The 19268-nt window shown below is 56.7% G+C and carries 16 protein-coding genes; 10 read left to right on the top strand and 6 right to left on the bottom strand.

From position 1 onward, the window contains the following. Window positions 1-29: 29 nt before the first annotated feature. Together OKF39_RS18990 and rlmM are read left to right on the top strand one after the other, a co-directional pair. Window positions 30-425 carry a DUF423 domain-containing protein gene (locus OKF39_RS18990; protein ID WP_028014272.1) on the top strand — a complete coding sequence of 132 codons (396 nt, stop codon included), beginning with the start codon at window positions 30-32 and terminating at the stop codon, window positions 423-425. Next, window positions 418-1518, top strand: coding sequence for a 23S rRNA (cytidine(2498)-2'-O)-methyltransferase RlmM (rlmM, locus tag OKF39_RS18985; protein ID WP_028014271.1), 1101 nt, complete (start codon window positions 418-420; stop codon window positions 1516-1518). The genes OKF39_RS18990 and rlmM overlap by 8 nt, the downstream gene beginning before the upstream one ends. Window positions 1519-1580: 62 nt before the next feature. On the opposite strand, the gene xni is transcribed toward rlmM, so the two are convergent. From xni to queF, 5 genes are all read right to left on the bottom strand, one after another. After that, window positions 1581-2336: a flap endonuclease Xni gene (gene xni, locus OKF39_RS18980; protein ID WP_028014270.1), complete on the bottom strand. Its 756-nt coding sequence runs from the start codon at window positions 2334-2336 to the stop codon at window positions 1581-1583. A gap of 112 nt (window positions 2337-2448) precedes the next feature. Then, the gene (gene sdaB / locus OKF39_RS18975; RefSeq protein ID WP_479983255.1) at window positions 2449-3816 is read right to left on the bottom strand and encodes an L-serine ammonia-lyase II; all 1368 of its coding nucleotides are present in this window, start codon (window positions 3814-3816) and stop codon (window positions 2449-2451) included. A 65-nt stretch (window positions 3817-3881) separates the two neighbouring features. Further along, window positions 3882-5177, bottom strand: coding sequence for an HAAAP family serine/threonine permease (locus OKF39_RS18970; RefSeq protein WP_028014268.1), 1296 nt, complete (start codon window positions 5175-5177; stop codon window positions 3882-3884). Window positions 5178-5691: 514 nt separating this feature from the next. Continuing rightward, the gene (ppnN, locus tag OKF39_RS18965) at window positions 5692-7056 is read right to left on the bottom strand and encodes a nucleotide 5'-monophosphate nucleosidase PpnN (protein ID WP_023309027.1); all 1365 of its coding nucleotides are present in this window, start codon (window positions 7054-7056) and stop codon (window positions 5692-5694) included. A gap of 114 nt (window positions 7057-7170) precedes the next feature. Continuing rightward, entirely contained in the window at window positions 7171-8013 is an 843-nt protein-coding gene (queF, locus tag OKF39_RS18960; RefSeq protein WP_028014267.1) for an NADPH-dependent 7-cyano-7-deazaguanine reductase QueF, read from the bottom strand. A gap of 69 nt (window positions 8014-8082) precedes the next feature. On the opposite strand from queF, the gene syd reads away from it, so the two are divergent. From syd to OKF39_RS18920, 8 genes are all read left to right on the top strand, one after another. Further along, window positions 8083-8628: a SecY-interacting protein gene (gene syd / locus OKF39_RS18955; RefSeq protein WP_063437504.1), complete on the top strand. Its 546-nt coding sequence runs from the start codon at window positions 8083-8085 to the stop codon at window positions 8626-8628. Window positions 8629-9258: 630 nt separating this feature from the next. Then, window positions 9259-9588: a YqcC family protein gene (locus OKF39_RS18950; protein ID WP_028014265.1), complete on the top strand. Its 330-nt coding sequence runs from the start codon at window positions 9259-9261 to the stop codon at window positions 9586-9588. Beyond that, a complete protein-coding gene (gene truC / locus OKF39_RS18945) occupies window positions 9585-10361 on the top strand; it encodes a tRNA pseudouridine(65) synthase TruC (RefSeq protein ID WP_028014264.1) in 777 nt (258 codons plus the stop codon). Before OKF39_RS18950 ends, truC begins: the two co-directional genes overlap by 4 nt. Before the next feature lie 24 nt (window positions 10362-10385). Continuing rightward, window positions 10386-10835 (top strand): flavodoxin, encoded by a 450-nt coding sequence (locus OKF39_RS18940; RefSeq protein WP_028014263.1) that lies wholly within the window; start codon window positions 10386-10388, stop codon window positions 10833-10835. A 292-nt stretch (window positions 10836-11127) separates the two neighbouring features. After that, entirely contained in the window at window positions 11128-12483 is a 1356-nt protein-coding gene (gene gudP, locus OKF39_RS18935) for a galactarate/glucarate/glycerate transporter GudP (protein WP_041908405.1), read from the top strand. Further along, entirely contained in the window at window positions 12483-13823 is a 1341-nt protein-coding gene (locus OKF39_RS18930) for an enolase C-terminal domain-like protein (protein ID WP_063155170.1), read from the top strand. Before gudP ends, OKF39_RS18930 begins: the two co-directional genes overlap by 1 nt. Window positions 13824-13838: 15 nt before the next feature. Next, window positions 13839-15176: a glucarate dehydratase gene (gene gudD / locus OKF39_RS18925; RefSeq protein WP_219259964.1), complete on the top strand. Its 1338-nt coding sequence runs from the start codon at window positions 13839-13841 to the stop codon at window positions 15174-15176. 77 nt (window positions 15177-15253) lie between these two features. After that, entirely contained in the window at window positions 15254-16393 is a 1140-nt protein-coding gene (locus tag OKF39_RS18920) for a glycerate kinase (RefSeq protein WP_028014259.1), read from the top strand. Window positions 16394-16482: 89 nt separating this feature from the next. On the opposite strand, the gene barA is transcribed toward OKF39_RS18920, so the two are convergent. Then, window positions 16483-19242 (bottom strand): two-component sensor histidine kinase BarA, encoded by a 2760-nt coding sequence (gene barA / locus OKF39_RS18915; RefSeq protein WP_048998526.1) that lies wholly within the window; start codon window positions 19240-19242, stop codon window positions 16483-16485. Window positions 19243-19268: the final 26 nt, after the last annotated feature.

Here is a 19268-nt window from a genome sequence, read left to right as displayed (position 1 = left end):
CCGGGCACGCATTAATTCAGGACTTAAACATGACCAGCCGATTCATGCTGATTTTTGCCGCGGTGAGTGGCTTTATTTTTGTTGCACTGGGCGCCTTTGGCGCGCACGTATTGAGCAAGTCTTTGGGCGCCGTCGAGATGGGCTGGATCCAGACCGGCCTTGAATACCAGGCGTTTCATACGCTGGCTATTTTTGGGCTGGCGGTAGCGATGCAGCGCCGGATAAGCATCTGGTTTTACTGGAGTAGCGTATTTATGGCGCTGGGTACCGTGCTGTTTAGCGGCAGCCTTTACTGTCTGGCCCTCTCGCATTTGCGCCTGTGGGCGTTTGTTACACCTGTCGGCGGCGTGAGCTTCCTGGCGGGTTGGGTATTAATGTTTATCGGAGCTATCCGTCTGAAACGCAAGGGCGTTGTTCATGAATAAGGTTGTTTTATATTGTCGCCCGGGGTTTGAGAAAGAGTGCGCCGCGGAAATTACCGATAAAGCGGCGAAGCGCGAAGTCTTCGGCTTTGCTCGCGTAAAAGAAAATGCGGGCTATGTGGTATTCGAATGTTATCAGCCTGAAGACGCCGACAAGCTGGCACGCGAGCTGCCGTTCAGCTCGCTGATCTTCGCCCGCCAGATGTTCGTCGCGGGTGAGTTGCTGAAAGATCTTCCGCCGGAAGATCGCATCACGCCGATTGTGGGCATGCTGCAGGGCGTGGTGGAGAAGGGCGGCGACCTGCGCGTTGAGGTTGCCGATACCAACGAAAGCAAAGAGCTGATGAAGTTTTGCCGTAAGTTCACCGTGCCGCTGCGCGCAGCGCTGCGTGACGCGGGCATACTGACAAACTACGAAACGCCGAAGCGTCCGGTGGTGCATATCTTCTTTATCGCACCTGGCTGCTGCTATGCGGGCTATTCGTACACCAATAACAATTCGCCATTCTTTATGGGCATCCCGCGCCTGAAGTTCCCGGCAGATGCGCCGAGCCGTTCAACCCTGAAGCTGGAAGAGGCGTTTCACGTCTTTATCCCGGCAGATGAGTGGGACGAGCGTCTGGCTAACGGCATGTATGCCGTCGACCTTGGCGCGTGCCCGGGCGGCTGGACCTATCAGCTGGTGAAACGCAACATGTGGGTGTCGTCTGTGGATAACGGCCCAATGGCGCAAAGCCTGATGGACACAGGACAGGTCACCTGGCTGCGAGAAGACGGTTTCCGCTATCGCCCAACCCGCAACAACATCTCGTGGATGGTGTGCGACATGGTTGAGAAGCCGGCAAAAGTGGCCGCGCTGATGGCCTCCTGGCTGGTGAACGGCTGGTGCCGTGAGACCATTTTCAACCTCAAGCTGCCGATGAAAAAGCGCTACGAGGAGGTATCCCAGAACCTGGCCTATATTCAGGCACAGCTGGATGAGCACGGTATTAACGTGGAGATCCAGGCGCGTCAGTTGTACCACGACCGCGAAGAGGTGACGGTACACATCCGTCGCTGGTGGGCGGCTGTAGGCGGACGTCGCGACGAGCGATAGTGCGTGCTTTGTTTTGCCCGGTGGCGCTGCGCTTACCGGGCCTACAAAACCATGTTGACGTTTTAACGTTCTAACCGCAACTGCTGTAAATTCCCGTCCAGCTGTAAATCCGTCTGTAGCGTCGCCACCTCGCGGCAGATAAACGCCATCTCTTTATGCGCCTCCAGCTTCTTGCGCCACTTTTCTGGCACCTCATCCAGACGGGCGTAAATCCCTTCCAGACTCTGAAAATCGGTCAGCAACTGGGCGGCGCTCTTTGGTCCAATACCGGCGACACCCGGAACCTTAGAGCTGCTGATGCCTGCCAGACCCCAATAATCCGGCAGTTGCTCAGGCAAAACGCCGAACTCGCTGGCAATAAACGGCGCGTCCAGCCAGCGTTTTTGAAAATAGTCGCGAATGCGGATCGTGGGGGAGAGCAGCTGGCAGTAGCCTTTGTCAGTTGAAACGATAGTGGCCTGATGCCCGGCACTTGCCACTTTTACGGCCAGGGTGGCCGCGAGATCGTCGGCTTCATTGCCCTGTGCACCCCAGCAGGGGACGCCACGCTGCTCAAAGGCGGCACGCAGGGCGGGCATTTCGGCATGCAGATCGTCCGGCATCGGCGCGCGTCCGGCCTTGTAGTCGGGCAGGCGCTGATGTCGCCAGCCGCTGTTGCGCGCTTCGTCATCAAACACGGCCACGACGTGCGTCGGCTCGCTGTGGCGAATAAGCTGCTCCAGCGCGTGCAGGCAGGTGTCCTTGCAGGGCGTGCCTTGTACCGCATGGATTCGGCGAATCAGATTGAGCGCGTCGACGATAAGCAAATGAACAGCCACAGATATTCTCCCTTAAATCTAATGGGTAAAGGGTATCACTGTCGGCAGGATGAAACGAATAGCGTGAGGGAAAACAGGAAGAAGCCTCGCAAAACGAGGCTTCCTGAGAGGATTAATCGCAGGTTACGATCTTCATCGCCAGGCCGCCGCGAGAGGTTTCGCGGTATTTGGCGTTCATATCTTTACCGGTTTCGTACATGGTTTCGATAACTTTATCGAGACAAACGCGCGGCTCACTGGTGCGGCGCAGCGCCATACGCGCCGCGTTCACCGCTTTGACGGAGGCGATGGCGTTACGCTCGATGCACGGCACCTGTACCTGTCCGGCAACCGGATCGCAGGTTAGCCCCAGGTTATGTTCCATGCCGATTTCCGCAGCGATGCAGACCTGCGCCGGGCTTGCACCCAACAGTTCCGCCAGGCCCGCTGCCGCCATGGAGCATGCCACGCCGACTTCGCCCTGACAGCCTACTTCCGCACCGGAAATGGAGGCGTTCATTTTATACAGAGAACCAATCGCGCTGGCGACCAGCAGGTAGCGCGCCAGGGAGTTAGCGTTCACTTCACGGATAAACTTGTCGTAGTACGCCAGCACGGCCGGAACGATACCGCAGGCACCGTTGGTTGGCGCCGTGACGACGCGGCCCCCTGCGGCGTTCTCTTCGTTCACCGCCAGGGCGAACATGTTGATCCAGTCGACGACGGCCATCGGGTCCGTTGTCGTTTTGTCGGTGCTCACCAGCATACGACGCAGCGCCGCTGCACGACGCGGTACGCGAAGCTTGCCCGGCAGAACGCCTTCGGTGGTGATCCCGCGCTCAATGCCGCCGCGCATCACTTCCCAGACGCTAGCGAAGTGCTGTTCCAGCTCCTCTTTGCTGTGAAGGGCCAGCTCGTTTTTCATCATCAGGCCAGAGAGGGAAAGCCCCGTCTCCTGGCAGTGGCGCTGGAGGTCCGCCGCGGTTTTGTACGGATACGGCACCTCAACAGAAGAGGTGTTGGTTTGACCAAAGTGGTCTTCGTCGACGATAAAGCCGCCGCCGATGGAGTAATACGTCTGGCTGTAAACCGCTTTGTCGCCGGCCAGCGCGGTAATGCGCATGCCGTTTTCGTGCAGCGACAGGTTGTCCGCATGGAAATTCATGCAGTGGTCAACCGGGAATTCAACCTCATGCTCACCGTTTGCCAGCAGCAAACGACCGTGGGTGTTCACGTCCTGGATGAAGCCAGGGATCGCGTCAATATCAACGGTATCCGGCAGATTTCCCGCCAGGCCCATGATAATGGCGATATCGGTATGGTGGCCTTTCCCGGTCAGGGAAAGCGAGCCGTACACATCGACAACCACGCGGGTGATGTCGTGCAGAATGCCGCGTGCAATCAAGTCATCCGTGAACTGCTTACCGGCTTTCATTGGTCCGACGGTGTGAGAGCTGGAAGGACCAATACCGATTTTGAAAATATCGAATACGCTAATCATGATGCGTCCATTGCTTTCAGTCAGAGGGGGAGGAGTGCGCCGCCCGAAGGCGGCGCGGGCGTTCATCAGAACATGGTGTACAGGGAGTAGAAGATCGCAGAGATAGCGATAAGGCCCATGATAACCACAAACACGTTGCTGACCTGGCCGCTGTACTTGCGCATGGCAGGCACTTTCTGAATCGCGTACATCGGCATCAGGAACAGAATCATCGCGATAACCGGGCCACCCAGGGTTTCAATCATGCCCAGGATGCTTGGGTTCAGGGTCGCTACCGCCCAGGTGGTGAGCAGCATGAACAGTGCAGTGATTTTGTTCAGCTTGTTGATTTCAATGCTCTTGCCTTTACCGCGCAGAGATTTAATCACCATACCGTTGAAGCCTTCACGCGCACCCAGGTAGTGGCCCAGGAAGGATTTGGTGATGGCGATCATCGCGATGATCGGTGCCATCCACGCAATCAGCGGTGCGTTAAAGTGGTTCGCCAGGTAAGACAGAATAGAGATGTTCTGTTCTTTCGCTGCCGCCAGGTCCGCCGGGGAGAGGCTCAGTACGCAGCTGAAGACGAAGAACATCACGGTCAGCACCATCATCACGTGAGCGCGGGCCAGGATGCTGGAGCACTTCTTCTCTGCACCATTACCGTACTCTTCGCGTTTCGCCACGGCGAAAGAGGAGATGATTGGGGAGTGGTTGAAGGAGAAGACCATTACCGGGATCGCCAGCCACAGGGTCATCAGCAGGCCGTTACCGGTCGCAGACGCGCTGCTCAGGGACAGGGTTTCCAGCGCTGCACCGTTCCACTGTGGGATCAGGTAGCAGGCCAGCAGCATCAGCGCAGCCACAAACGGGAAGACCAGCACGCTCATGGCCTTAACAATCATCTGCTCGCCGAAGCGCACGATGGTCATCATGCCGACGATCAGGATCAGAGACAGAATGGCACGCGGTGGCGGCGTCATGTGCAGCTGGTGCGTCATGAAGCTTTCAACGGTGTTGGTGATCGCCACGCTGTAGACGAGCAGGATTGGGTAAATCGCGAAGAAGTAGAGCAGGGTAATCAGTTTACCTGCGCCAACGCCGAAATGTTCTTCAACCACTTCGGTGATGTCTTCGCCCGGGTTTTTACCGGACAGCACGAAGCGGGTCAGACCGCGGTGTGCGAAGTAGGTCATCGGGAAGGCGATGATGGCCATGATGATCAGCGGAATCAGACCGCCGACGCCTGCGTTGATAGGAAGGAACAGTACACCAGCGCCGATTGCCGTGCCGTAAAGGCCCAGCATCCACATGGTATCCGTTTTGCGCCAACCACTTCGGGATTCAATCGAAGCAACGGTGCTGGTTTGAGTGGTTTCCATCTGTATCTCCTGGAGGAAGCAAATTGTCAGGTTTTTAGTCAAATCCGATGAAAAAGTGCCTGACGGTAATATGAAATTCGTTCAGTGACGGTTTTTTAATAATTTTCGCCCGTAACTATTGGCGGGCGGAAAGATACATTCTCGTTATGAATCTATCAGTGATCGCGATCCCAAATGCAATAATCCACTTATGATGTGGGCATCTTTAGACCATTTATCTGTTAAAAAAACATCAAATAGAATTTACGGGCGCGAAGGCTACCACCAACGACATGTGGGCTAAAAGAGCGGCCTGCAATATAGGTGTCTTCCGCTGTAAAGATATGGGTTTTTAGGATTTTCTTGCGGGTAATTTAGTTTAAGGCTGATAAATTACGGTTGTTAAATGGAGGTAATCGATTGCGTTTGCCGTAAGTTTGTTAAAGTTATAAGTGAGGCCTATGAATTGATTCGCTAATAAAAAAGCCGGGACCCGCTACAGGGTGCCCCGGCTTTGAGGAGAAGAAACTGAGCGTTACGTGCAGATTTCGTAGCACGGAATGTAGGCTGAACCCGGCAACTTCATGCGGTGTTGAGCCACAAAGCCCTGAAGCATGTCGTCCATACGGCGCATCATCTCCGGGTCGCCGTGGATCTTGTACGGACCATACTGCTCAATCGCGCGGATGCCCATCTCCTTCACGTTGCCCGCCACAATCCCGGAGAAGGCGCGACGCAGGTCGGCGGCCAGCACTTCCACCGGCTGGTCCGGGTAGAGTTTCAGGTTCGCCATATTTTCATGGGTCGGCTCGAACGGGATCTGCAGGTCAGGCGCAATACGGATTGACCAGTTAAAGCTGTACGCATCACCGGTATCACGACGATTCTCTTTCACCAGCGGCATCGCTTTTTTCATCTGGCGCGCCACTTCCGCCGCGTCATCAATGATGATGCGATAGTGACGACGCGCGGCTTCTCCCAGCGTATGCACGATAAACTCGTCCAGCACGCGGAAGTAGTCGGCGCTCTCTTTCGGACCGGTCAGGATCAGTGGCAGTACCTGATCTTTGTTGGCCGGGTTCATCAGAATCCCCAGCAGATAGAGCAGCTCTTCCGCCGTTCCCACGCCGCCCGGGAAGATGATAATCCCGTGAGCGATACGAACAAACGCCTCAAGACGCTTCTCGATATCCGGCATGATAATCAGCTCATTGACCAGCGGGTTAGGCGGCTCAGCGGCGATGATTGACGGCTCGGTCATGCCGATAAACCGCCCCTCTTTGTAACGCTGCTGCGCATGACCCACGGCTGCACCTTTCATTGGTGCTTCCATTGCACCCGGACCACAGCCGGTACAGATATTCAGCTCGCGCAGGCCAAGCTGCGTTCCGACCCGACGGGCATAGAGATATTCGGTTTCGTTAATCGAGTGGCCGCCCCAGCAGACGACCATGTTTGGTGCTTCGCCAACGTGCAGGGCGCGGGCGTTGCGCAGAATAGAGAACACCAGGTTGGTGATATGAACGGAGCTTTCCAGGTCGAGATGCTGGAAGCGGCCCGCGTTGTGAATCTGCCCGTTAACAAACAGGATGTCGCGCAGGACGGCAAACAGGTTGGCCTGAAGGGAACGAATGATACGTCCGTCGACAAAGGCCTCTTCCGGCGGGTTGATCACTTCCAGTTTCACGCCACGCTCGCGGCGCAGCACGTTAATATCAAAGCTTTCGAAGCGGGACAGCAGTTCTTTACTGTTATCTGTCAGGCTTCCGGAGTTCAGTACGGCAAGTGAACAGTTACGAAACAGTTGATAAAGATCGCTGCTGGCCGTGCGTTTAAGCATGTCCACTTCCAGCTGCGACAACATATCCATTGAGCCAAGCGGGCTAATATGTGTAATCAAGTGAGCTCCTTATGGGACGATTATCGTCATTCCCTTTGATTACAATAGCCCTGGCACGTGACGTTTCACAACACTTCGGCGGAATACCGCACGCATATTGTGAAAATATTTATATTATTGACGCACCAGCCGGCCCGTTGCTGGCACAAAATCGGTGTTAGTGCGCCACGGGTTAATGTCCAGCCCGCCACGGCGGGTATAGCGCGCGTAAACGCTCAGTTTCTCCGGCTGGCAGAAACGCTGAATATCGTTAAAAATACGCTCCACGCACTGCTCGTGAAATTCGTTGTGATGGCGGAACGACACCAGATAGCGCAGCAGTTTTTCCCGGTCAATTTTCGGGCCTCGGTACTGGATCTGCACCGAACCCCAGTCCGGCTGGTGGGTAATCAGGCAGTTGGACTTCAGCAAATGGCTGACCAGCGTCTCTTCAACCACTTTTCCGCTCGCCGCGTTTTCGAGGTAATCGGCGCTGAATTCATAATTCTCCACCTCGATGTCCTGCTCGTCGATGCAGGTTCCGTGGAAATGGGCAATGGGCTGTCCTTCCAGCTCGTGCAGGCGATATAACGAGACGGACACGTTCCCCTGCGCGCAGGCGGCTAAATCCCGCTCCAGCGTTTGCTGAACCTCGTCCCAGCTGTTGAATCGGGTCTGGTTGAAGCTGTTGAGATAGAGCTTAAAGCTTTTGGATTCCACCAGGTTCACGCTGGCATAGTCCAGCTCAACGTGGCCCACGGCCACCTGCGGCAAACCGCGCGCGTTAAGCCAGGAGAGTTCGTACAGCGTCCAGATATCGCCGCCGACAAACGGCAACGCGTCCGCATGCAGTCCAAGAGGATCGCGGTTCAGGCTGCGCGGCACGCCCTGCAGCAGGCTTGCATCGTAGGTATCGCGGTAATCGGTCGATTTACCCAGCGTTAGGCCGGTTAACGCCTGATGATTTTCGTAAGACATGTTTCATAGCCACTTTACAGGTACACTTATGGGCAGAGTTTATCCTGTCTTACAAGAAGAGAGAAATCGGTGGACATCGAAACTGCAAATGCCCTTACTACCTTCACAACCCGCTATTGCGACGCGTGGCATGAAAAGCACGGAACATGGCCGCAAAGCGCTGATTTATATGGCGTGCCGTCGCCGTGCATTATCTCTTCGCAGGATGACTATGTTATCTGGCAGCCGAAGCCCAATACCGCTGAGCAAAATGTAAATGCGGTTGAACGGGCTATGGACCTTGTGGTACAACCAGCGGTTCACGCGTTTTATGCCACGCAGTTTGCAGGGGATATGCCCGCGCGCTTGGGTGATTTGACGCTGACGCTGTTGCAGACCTGGAGCGAAGACGATCTGCAGCGTGTTCAGGAAAACCTGATTGGTCATCTGGTCACGCAAAAACGCCTTAAGCTTTCTCCGACGCTCTTTATTGCCACGCTGGACAGCGAACTGGATGTGATATCCGTCTGCAACCTGTCCGGGGAAGTGATTAAAGAGACCATCGGTACCCGCAATCGCGAAACGCTCGCCCCCTCTCTTGCGGATTTCCTTACCTGGCTTGAGCCACTTCTGTAATCCATGATGCTACGACGCGTGTGAGAGATCTCTTACAAGGTTTGTGAGAGATCGCTGGATCATTCAGTATTGCCTTATTTAATTCAGATTAATATCACTCTGTTTTTCAAAGAATTAGTTGTTCATCGCATCTTTTTTAGGGATTTCTTACGGCTTACAGTGCTGCAAGGGTGGGTTGTAAGACGAAGCGGAATAGCGGATTCTATCTCTGTCGACAGGACGCCGACACGAGAAACGAACATCAGGATGATGGCGTTTCTTACTCAGGACACGTCAGGATGGCGCTGCAGGAAGGCTTCAGGATGAAGCAAAAGGATAACGCAGGACGCGTAAGGGACACCTCCAGGAAGGAGAACGAGAACCGAACAGGATGGTCGGTGGGTCAGGAAGGCCAGGACGTTTCAGGATGAAACAAACACGTCAGGAAGATGTGTGCAGGATGCAAAAGGTATAAGGATGACCAGGCCTTCGGGCATCAGGAAAAGTTGTCACGGAAGAGCAGGGAGCACGAATTGTAGCTGGAATGCTGCGAAACGAACCGGGAGCACTGTTTTTACAGTGCTCCCTTTTTTATTTCTGTCTTCCGCAATGCTATGCTGCGCGCCGTTCACTTTTTCAGTTGAGGTTACTATGACGCAACACGATAGCGTTCGTGCTCAGTTGCACGCCATCGAAGCCCTTTTGCGCCAGCATCAGCTGTGGCAGGAGACCGCGCCGAATCCGGAAGCGTTTGCCAGTACCCAGCCATTCTGCCTGGATACGCTGGCACCGTTCGAGTGGCTCCAGTGGGTATTAATTCCGCGCATGCACGCGCTGCTGGAAGGCGGCCACCCTTTGCCGCAGGCGTTCGCCGTTTCTCCCTACTATGAAATGGCGCTTGAGGCGACGCACCCTGCGCGCGATGTGATGCTGGTTGAGCTGGAAAAACTGGACGCCCTGTTTGCCGGTGAAGAGGCATGACGCTGGAAATCCTCTATCAGGACGAGTGGCTGGTGGCGGTGAATAAACCGTCTGGCTGGCTGGTGCACCGCAGCTGGCTGGATCGCGATGAGAAAGTGGTGGTGATGCAAACCGTGCGCGACCAGATTGGTCAGCATGTGTTTACCGCGCACCGCCTCGACAGACCGACTTCCGGCGTGCTGCTGATGGGGCTTTCCAGCGAGGCGGGCCGCCTGCTGGCGCAGCAGTTCGAACAGCACCAGATCCAGAAGCGCTACCACGCGATCGTTCGTGGCTGGCTGACCGAATCCGCCACGCTGGACTATCCGCTGGTGGAGGAGCTGGACAAAATCGCCGATAAATTTGCCCGCGATGACAAAGGCCCGCAGCCCGCGGTGACGGATTATCGCGGCATGGCGACAACGGAAATGCCGGTAGCAACCAGCAAATTCCCCACCACACGCTACAGCCTGGTTGAGCTTTTGCCCAAAACCGGACGCAAGCACCAGCTTCGCCGTCATCTTGCGCACCTGCGCCACCCGATTATTGGCGACAGCAAGCACGGCGATCTGCGCCAGAACCGCAGCGCGGCAGAGCATTTTGGCTGTAACAGACTGATGCTGCACGCCAGCGAGCTTAGCCTGACTCACCCGTTTACCGGTGAACCACTGATTATTCGTGCCGGGCTGGACGACGTCTGGATGCAGGCGCTGTCACAGTTTGGCTGGCGGGGACAACTCCCCGAAAATGAAAGGGTTGAGTTTGTATCAGGCAACGTTCAGGATGAACGGTAAGCGCAATAATTACGGGAGCAAAGCATGGCTGAAGTAGGCATTTTTGTCGGCACAATGTACGGCAACTCGCTGCTGGTAGCAGAAGAGGCTGAGGCGATTTTGACAAGCCAGGGCCATAAAGCCACGGTCTATGAAGACCCGGAGCTGGCGGACTGGGAAAAGTATAAAGATAAATACATTCTGGTAGTGACCTCCACCACCGGTCAGGGCGATCTCCCGGACAGTATCGTGCCGCTTTTCCAGGGCATTAAAGATCGGCTTGGCTACCAGCCGGACGTTCACTACGGCATTATTGCCCTTGGCGATAGCTCTTACGCCAACTTCTGCGGCGGCGGCAAGCAGTTCGATGCGCTTCTTCAGGAACAGAGCGCCCAGCGCGTCGGCGAGATGCTGCTGATTGATGCCGGTGAGCATCCTGAACCCGAAAGCGAGTCGAACCCGTGGGTTGAACACTGGGCAACGCTTCTTAAATAGTTTCGTAGGCCGGGTAAGGCGTAGCCGCCACCCGGCAACAAAGCCGCATCAAATCCTCAATTCCGTGAAGTATCTTCCACTGCTTTGGGCTTATGCCTCAAACCACGTTCCCCACACTCCTCAATGTTGTGTTTCTGCACGGTGAGCGAACCTGTCACTCCTTCATATACTTTTCCGGTCACAATAAAACGGCTTCAGGCCGTACTAAAACGACAAAACTTATCTCATTCTGATTACCCTACCGGTGCTGTACAGAATGAACAGGCGAAAGCTATGTTTCAGGAGTGCAACAATGAGTACATTAAGCCACGCAGCGAGCAGCGCTGAAAAGCGCACTAACGCCCGCTACTGGATAGTGGTGATGCTGTTTATCGTCACGTCCTTTAACTATGGTGACCGCGCCACGCTGTCGATTGCCGGCTCGGAAATGGCAAAAGACATCGGCCTTGATCCGGTGGGCATGGGTTACGTTTTCTCTGCATTCTCGTGGGCCTACGTCATTGGCCAAATTCCTGGCGGCTGGCTGCTGGACCGTTTTGGCTCTAAACGCGTCTATTTCTGGTCCATCTTTATCTGGTCTGCTTTTACCCTTTTGCAGGGTTTCGTCGATATCTTCAGCGGCTTTGGCATTATCGTGGCGCTCTTTACGCTGCGCTTTCTGGTAGGCCTGGCGGAAGCCCCTTCCTTCCCGGGCAACAGCCGCATTGTCGCGGCCTGGTTTCCTGCGCAGGAGAGGGGAACAGCGGTGGCAATTTTTAACTCCGCCCAGTATTTCGCAACGGTGATCTTTGCGCCCATTATGGGCTGGCTGACGCATGAGGTGGGCTGGTCGCACGTCTTCTTCTTTATGGGCGGGCTTGGGATCGTCATCAGCTTTATCTGGCTGAAAGTGATCCACGAACCGAATCAGCACCCTGGCGTGAACAAGAAGGAGCTGGAATACATTGCTGAGGGCGGGGCGCTGATCAATATGGATCAGAAATCTGACAAAGCAAAAGTCCCCTTCAGCCAGAAATGGGCGCAGATCAAGCAGCTCGTCGGCTCGCGCATGATGATCGGTATCTATCTCGGCCAGTACTGTATCAACGCTTTAACCTACTTCTTTATCACCTGGTTCCCGGTTTATCTGGTGCAGGCGCGCGGCATGTCGATCCTCAAAGCGGGGTTTGTTGCCTCGGTCCCGGCAATCTGCGGCTTCATCGGCGGCGTGCTTGGCGGGGTCATTTCCGACTGGCTGATGCGCCGCACGGGTTCGCTGAACATCGCGCGTAAAACGCCGATTGTGCTCGGCATGCTGCTCTCCATGACCATGGTGTTCTGTAACTACGTCAGTGCCGAGTGGATGATTATCGGCTTTATGGCGATGGCCTTCTTCGGCAAAGGGATTGGCGCGCTGGGCTGGGCGGTGATGGCGGATACGGCACCGAAAGAGATCAGCGGCCTGAGCGGCGGTCTGTTCAATATGTTCGGCAACGTTTCCGGGATTGTTACACCTATCGCTATCGGCTACATCGTCGGCACCACGGGGTCTTTCAACGGCGCGCTAATCTACGTTGGTGTGCATGCCCTGGTGGCGGTGCTGAGTTACCTGGTGCTGGTGGGCGATATTAAACGCGTCGAACTTAAACCTGTTGTGGAGCGCGGATGATGACAACACAATCAAGCCCTATCGTCACGGAAATGAAAGTTATCCCGGTGGCCGGTCAGGACAGCATGCTGCTCAATATTGGCGGCGCGCATAACGCATGGTTTACCCGCAATATCGTGGTGCTGACCGATAGTGCAGGCAATACCGGGGTAGGGGAAGCCCCCGGCGGGGAAGTGATCTACCAGACCCTGGTAGAGGCTATTCCACAGGTCGTGGGTCAGGAAGTGGCTCGTCTGAACAAGGTGGTTCAGCGGGTGCATAAGGGCAATCAGTCGGCGGACTTTGATACCTTCGGCAAGGGCGCGTGGACGTTTGAACTGCGCGTCAATGCGGTCGCCGCCCTGGAAGCGGCGCTGCTGGATTTACTCGGTAAAGCCCTTAACGTTCCGGTCTGTGAACTGCTGGGGCCAGGCAAACAGCGCGATGCGGTCACCGTGCTGGGCTATCTGTTCTACGTTGGCGATCGCAATAAAACCGATCTCCCCTATCTGGCTCGCTCACCGGGCGACCACGACTGGTATCAGCTGCGCCATCAGGAAGCGCTCTCCAGCGAGACGGTTGTGCGCCTGGCTGAAGCTGCGCAGGATCGCTACGGCTTTAAGGATTTCAAGCTGAAAGGCGGCGTGCTGCCCGGCGAGCAGGAGATTGAAACGGCCCGGGCGCTGAAAAAACGCTTCCCGGAGGCGCGCATCACCGTTGACCCGAACGGCGCCTGGCTGCTGGATGAGGCGATTAGCCTGTGTAAAGGTCTCGGTGACGTGCTGACCTACGCGGAAGACCCGTGCGGCGCGGAGCAGGGCTTCTCTGGCCGCGAGGTGATGGCGGAATTCCGCCGCGCCACTGGACTGCCGGTCGCAACCAACATGATCGCCACCAACTGGCGCGAAATGGGCCACGCGGTGATGCTGAACGCCGTCGACATTCCGCTGGCAGACCCGCACTTCTGGACGCTCTCCGGCGCGGTGCGCGTGGCGCAGCTGTGCGATGACTGGGGCCTGACCTGGGGCTGCCACTCCAACAACCATTTCGATATCTCGCTGGCAATGTTTACCCACGTTGGCGCGGCGGCGCCGGGTAACCCGACCGCCATCGACACCCACTGGATTTGGCAGGAAGGCGAAGCTCGCCTGACGAAAAATCCGCTGGAGATCAAAAACGGTAAAATTGCCGTACCCGATGCGCCGGGGCTGGGCGTGGAGCTTGACTGGGATCAGGTTCATCAAGCCCATGAGGCGTATAAAAAGCTACCGGGCGGCGCGCGTAACGACGCGGGCCCGATGCAGTACCTTATCCCCGGCTGGACATTTGACCGTAAGCGCCCTGTTTTTGGACGTCACTGATAAAAGGATTACACGATGAGTACTTTTACGACCCCTGTCGTCACCTCCATGCAAATCATTCCGGTCGCAGGTCATGACAGCATGCTGATGAACCTGAGCGGGGCGCATGCGCCGTTCTTCACGCGCAATATTGTCATTATCAAAGACAATGCCGGCCATACCGGCGTGGGGGAAATTCCGGGCGGGGAGAAGATCCGCAAAACGCTGGAGGATGCCATTCCGCTGGTGGTGGGCAAAACGCTGGGTGAGTACAAAAATGTCCTCAACACCGTGCGCAATACCTTTGCCGACCGCGATGCCGGCGGCCGCGGCCTGCAAACCTTCGATTTGCGCACCACTATCCACGTGGTGACCGGCATTGAAGCCGCGATGCTGGATCTGCTGGGCCAGCACCTGGGCGTTAACGTCGCGTCGCTGCTGGGCGAGGGCCAGCAGCGCAGTGAAGTGGAGATGCTCGGCTATCTGTTCTTTGTCGGCGACCGCAAGCTGACGCCGCTGCCGTATCAGAGCCAGCCAGATGACCAATGCGACTGGTACCGCGTTCGTCACGAAGAAGCGATGACCCCGGATGCGGTGGTGCGGCTGGCAGAAGCCGCCTATGAAAAATATGGCTTCAATGATTTCAAACTGAAAGGCGGCGTGCTGGCGGGGGAAGAGGAGGCGGAAGCCATTACCGCGCTGGCAAAACGTTTCCCGCAGGCGCGCGTGACGCTGGATCCGAACGGCGCGTGGTCGCTTGATGAAGCGATCGATATTGGCAAGCAGCTGAAAGGCGTGCTGGCGTACGCGGAAGATCCGTGCGGGGCTGAGCAAGGCTTTTCGGGCCGCGAAGTCATGGCGGAATTCCGTCGCGCTACGGGGCTACCGACCGCGACCAATATGATCGCCACCGACTGGCGTCAGATGGGGCACACGCTCTCTCTGCAATCGGTGGATATCCCACTGGCGGACCCGCACTTCTGGACAATGCAGGGCTCGGTGCGCGTGGCGCAGATGTGCCACGAGTTTGGCCTGACCTGGGGTTCGCACTCCAACAACCACTTCGATATCTCGCTGGCGATGTTCACCCACGTCGCCGCCGCCGCGCCGGGCACCATTACCGCTATCGATACGCACTGGATCTGGCAGGAGGGTAACCAGCGCCTCACCAAAGAGCCGTTTGAGATCAAAGGTGGCATGGTGCAGGTGCCGTCCACGCCGGGGTTGGGAGTTGAGCTGGATATGGATCAGGTAATGAAAGCACACGAGCTGTATCAGAAACACGGTCTGGGCGCGCGCGACGACGCGATGGCGATGCAGTACCTGATCCCTGACTGGACATTCGACAATAAACGTCCGTGCATGGTACGATAAACGCATTGGGACCGCTCCCATGAGCGGTTTCCTACGTGGTGTATGCTTAACGTAACGACTATGCGTAAGGATGGCTTATGAAAATTGTTATCGCACCGGACTCGTATAAGGAAAGTTTGAGTGCGCTTGAGGTTGCGACAGCGATCGAGCGCGGTTTTCGCGAGATTTTCCCTGAGGCGGAGTACGTCAAACTGCCGGTCGCTGATGGCGGTGAAGGCACGGTTGAGGCGATGATCGCGGCAACCCGGGGACGCATTGTGCACGTTCCGGTGACCGGTCCGCTGGGCGAGCGCGTGGACGGGTTTTATGGGATATCCGGTGACGAGCAGAGCGCCTTTATCGAAATGGCGGCGGCAAGCGGTCTGGAACTGGTAGCCCCTTCACTGCGTGACCCTCTGAAAACGACCTCCTGGGGCACGGGGGAACTTATCCGCCACGCGCTGGATGCGGGCGTTAAGCATATCATCATCGGTATCGGCGGCAGCGCCACCAATGACGGCGGCGCCGGGATGGTGCAGGCGCTGGGGGCGAAGCTGCTGGACGACAATGAACAGCCGCTGGGGCAGGGCGGGGGCGAGCTGGATAAGCTTGCGCGGATCGACCTGAGCGGCCTCGATCAGCGTCTGGCGGAGTGCCGGATAGAAGTCGCCTGCGATGTGACGAATCCGCTCACCGGTAAGGATGGCGCGTCAGCGGTATTTGGCCCGCAAAAGGGCGCCACACCCGAGATGATCGTCACCCTGGACAACGCGCTTGCGCACTATGCGAGAGTCATTGCCCGGGATCTGGACATTGATGTGCTCAACCTTGCTGGCGGCGGTGCGGCGGGTGGCATGGGTGCGGCGCTGTACGCTTTTTGTGGTGCACAGCTGCGCCAGGGCATTGAGATTGTGACCGATGCGCTACACCTGGCCGACCAGGTGGCCGATGCGGATCTGGTGATCACCGGGGAAGGCCGCATCGACAGCCAGACGATCCACGGCAAAGTGCCGGTAGGGGTGGCGAAAGTGGCGAAACGCTTTAATAAGCCCGTTATCGGTATTGCAGGCAGCCTGACGGCGGATGTTGGCGTGGTACACGATCACGGCTTAGACGCGGTGTTTAGCGTGATCTACACCATCTGCTCGCTGGAGGACGCGCTGGAAAATGCCAGCGCGAATGTACAGATGGCCGCAAGGAATATCGCGGCGGTGCTGAAAGTAGGGCAGGCATTTTAACTGTGATTGCCGGGTGGTGGCTTCGCCTTACCCGGCCTACGTTAGCGCACTTGTAGGCCCGGTAAGCGTAGCGCCGCCGGGCTTTTACCTCAGCTCCCCAACACCTTCATCGCTTCCCGCGTCACGTTATCCATCTCATCCAGCAGTTCCAGGAACTCCGGTTCAAGCTCCGATTCCGGCGTACCCGCGCGCAGCTGCTGTTCCAGCAGCTGGCAGAGGTTTTTCAGCCGCGGTACGCCGCTGTAGCCGCAGCTGCCGTGCAGCTTGTGGATCGCTTCCAGCAGCTCTTCCGGGTTCTCGCCCACCAGCTGTTCTTCAACCTTATTACGGATCTCCGGCAGAAACGCGACCAGCATTTGCAGCATCTCGCGTGCTAAATCGGGTTTCCCTGCCGCCTGGCGCAGCGCCAGCTGCCAGTCAAAGGTCGCATTTTGATTAACGCTTACCTCAACCGGCTCGCTGAAAACCGTATATGTTCCGCCAATGTGCCCCGGCTTATAGCGTAACAGCAGGTTATGAAGCTTCTCTTCGTCGATAGGTTTCGCCAGGTAATCATTCATCCCGGCGCTCAGCAGCTTCTCTTTCTGACCGGCCATCGCATGCGCGGTGACCGCAATCACCGGGGTTTGCTGCTGATGCGGGAGCTGGTGGATCAGCTCGCAGGCACGAATGCCATCCATGCCCGGCATCTGAATATCCATCAGAATTAAGTCGAACTGCATCTGTTTAGCCAGTTCAACCGCCTGGGCGCCGCTGGTACACAGCTCAACATGCTGAACCTGGTCTTCCAGCAATACGCCGATTAGCTTCAGGTTTGCCGGATTATCATCCACCGCCATCACGCTCATGGGCAGTTTTTGCTCGTCGTTAATCAACGGCAGTGCGTGCTGGCTAAGACGACAATACTCCGTAAGGGCGGGCAGCAGGCGGGTTGCGGTGAGTGGTTTAAGCAGGCACGCGGCCGCACCGTCGTTTTTCAACTCTTCCGCATTAAGCTGGGCGTGGCAGGGCAGCGCCAGCAGCAGATAGTCGGTCATCGACGCGGCTTTCGCCAGCCGCTCCTGCTGCATGGTCAGCTCGCCGGTGAAGGTCACCGGGATCCCCATCAGCAAAATGTCGTAATGATCAACGGCCAGGGCTGAGAAGGTTGGACTGTAAACCACCTCCAGCGGCGTGGTGCTTAAGATATCCAACGCGCACTGCGCCGCTGCCGCGTTAGGCTCGACGTAGGCCAGGCGCTTACCTTTCAGACAGTCCGTCACCGGGCCGTCGGTCAGCACGTTCGGATTGAGGTCGAGGTTAATATGGAACCAGAAGGTTGAGCCGCGGTTTGGCTGGCTGTGGAAAGAGATATCGCCGCCCATTTCGTTCACCAGACGCTGGGTGATCACCAGCCCCAGACCGGTGCCGCCATGGCGGCGGGAGATGCTGGCGTCTGCCTGGCGGAAGGCCTGGAACAGACGCGACTGATCCCGCTCCGGAATGCCGATACCGGTATCGCGGATTTGAACCTCAATCTGCACCTTGTTATTACTGATGGCGCGTTTTTCTACCAGGATGTCGATGTTGCCGCTTTCGGTGAATTTAATGGCATTCCCGACAAGATTGGTAATGACCTGCTGCAGGCGCAGCGGATCGCCAATAACGTTGTCCGGCACGTCGTTTTTAATATTGAGCGTTAGCTCAAGGCCCTTGTCGTGCGACGAGTGCGCGAGTAGCGTCACCACTTCATCGAGCGTACTGCGCAGCGGGAACGGGATGCTCTCCAGAATCAGTTTACCCGCCTCCAGCTTGGAGAAGTCCAGCACGTCGTTAATGATCGCCAGCAGGTTATTGGCCGAACGTTCAATGGTGTGCAGGTGATCCCGCTGAGTAGGATTCAGCTCGCTTTTCAGGGTCAGGCGGGTAAAGCCGATCACGCCATTCAGCGGCGTACGCAGCTCGTGCGACATATTGGCCAGAAACTCAGACTTGATACGCGCCGCTTCCTGAGCGCGCTTTTTCGCCAGATCCAGCTCAACGTTCTGGATCTCCATCTGCTCCAGCGTTTCGCGCAGGTCAGAGGTGGCCTGGTCAACGTTATGCTGCATCTCTTCGTGATAGGCCGCCAGCGACATCGCCATCGAGTTAATGCCGTTTTTCAGCATATCCAGCTCGCCCAGCATAAACCCTTCCACGCGGCTGTCGAGCTGTCCCCGGCGGATGCGGTCAACGGTATTAACCATGTTGCGGATGGGGCCCGTGACGTCACGCATCAGACGCCAGCCGAAGATCAGCGCAATACCAATGCAGAACAGCATCATCACGCCGGAGATAAAAATTTCTTTGTACTGCTGCAGCCGTACCGACTTGAGATCCAGCTCAAGCGCTACATATCCCAGCATGTTATTGCTGGATTTGGCATCGGATTGCGCAGACTCATCGGGTGAATAGCTTTCCGACACGATCGGCGTGCGCAGGATCATGATGTCGCCGCGCCGCAGTACGGTGAGGTGGCGCGGGAATGGCGTTCCGTCCGGGATTTTCAGGGCCGCCGGATCGAGATGAAAGTTTGAGGTGACAAACAGGCGGTTATGTTCGTCGTAGACGGAAATGGCACGGACGATATCCGAGTGGCGGCGGTGGAGCACGCTGATTAACTGCCCAATGGATTCGCGGTTTTGCAGGTTCATGCCGTACTCGCTGGAGACAGCAAGCGGTTCGATAATGCTGGCGCCCGCGTCCTCCAGCTGTCGCTGCAAATCGTTATAGCGGTGCACCACAAAGAAGATACTCAGCAGCAAACCGATGAGAACGGTGGGGGCGAGGATCAAAATCATCATGCGCGCGCGCAGGCTGTAGTTGGTCATGGCGTTCCGTTATGGGACAATTAAGA

Source organism: Enterobacter cloacae complex sp. HYC042_NIDB (genome assembly GCF_056673315.1).
Note: the sequence above shows the minus strand (reverse complement) of the source record. Positions and strands in the feature narration are given on the sequence as shown.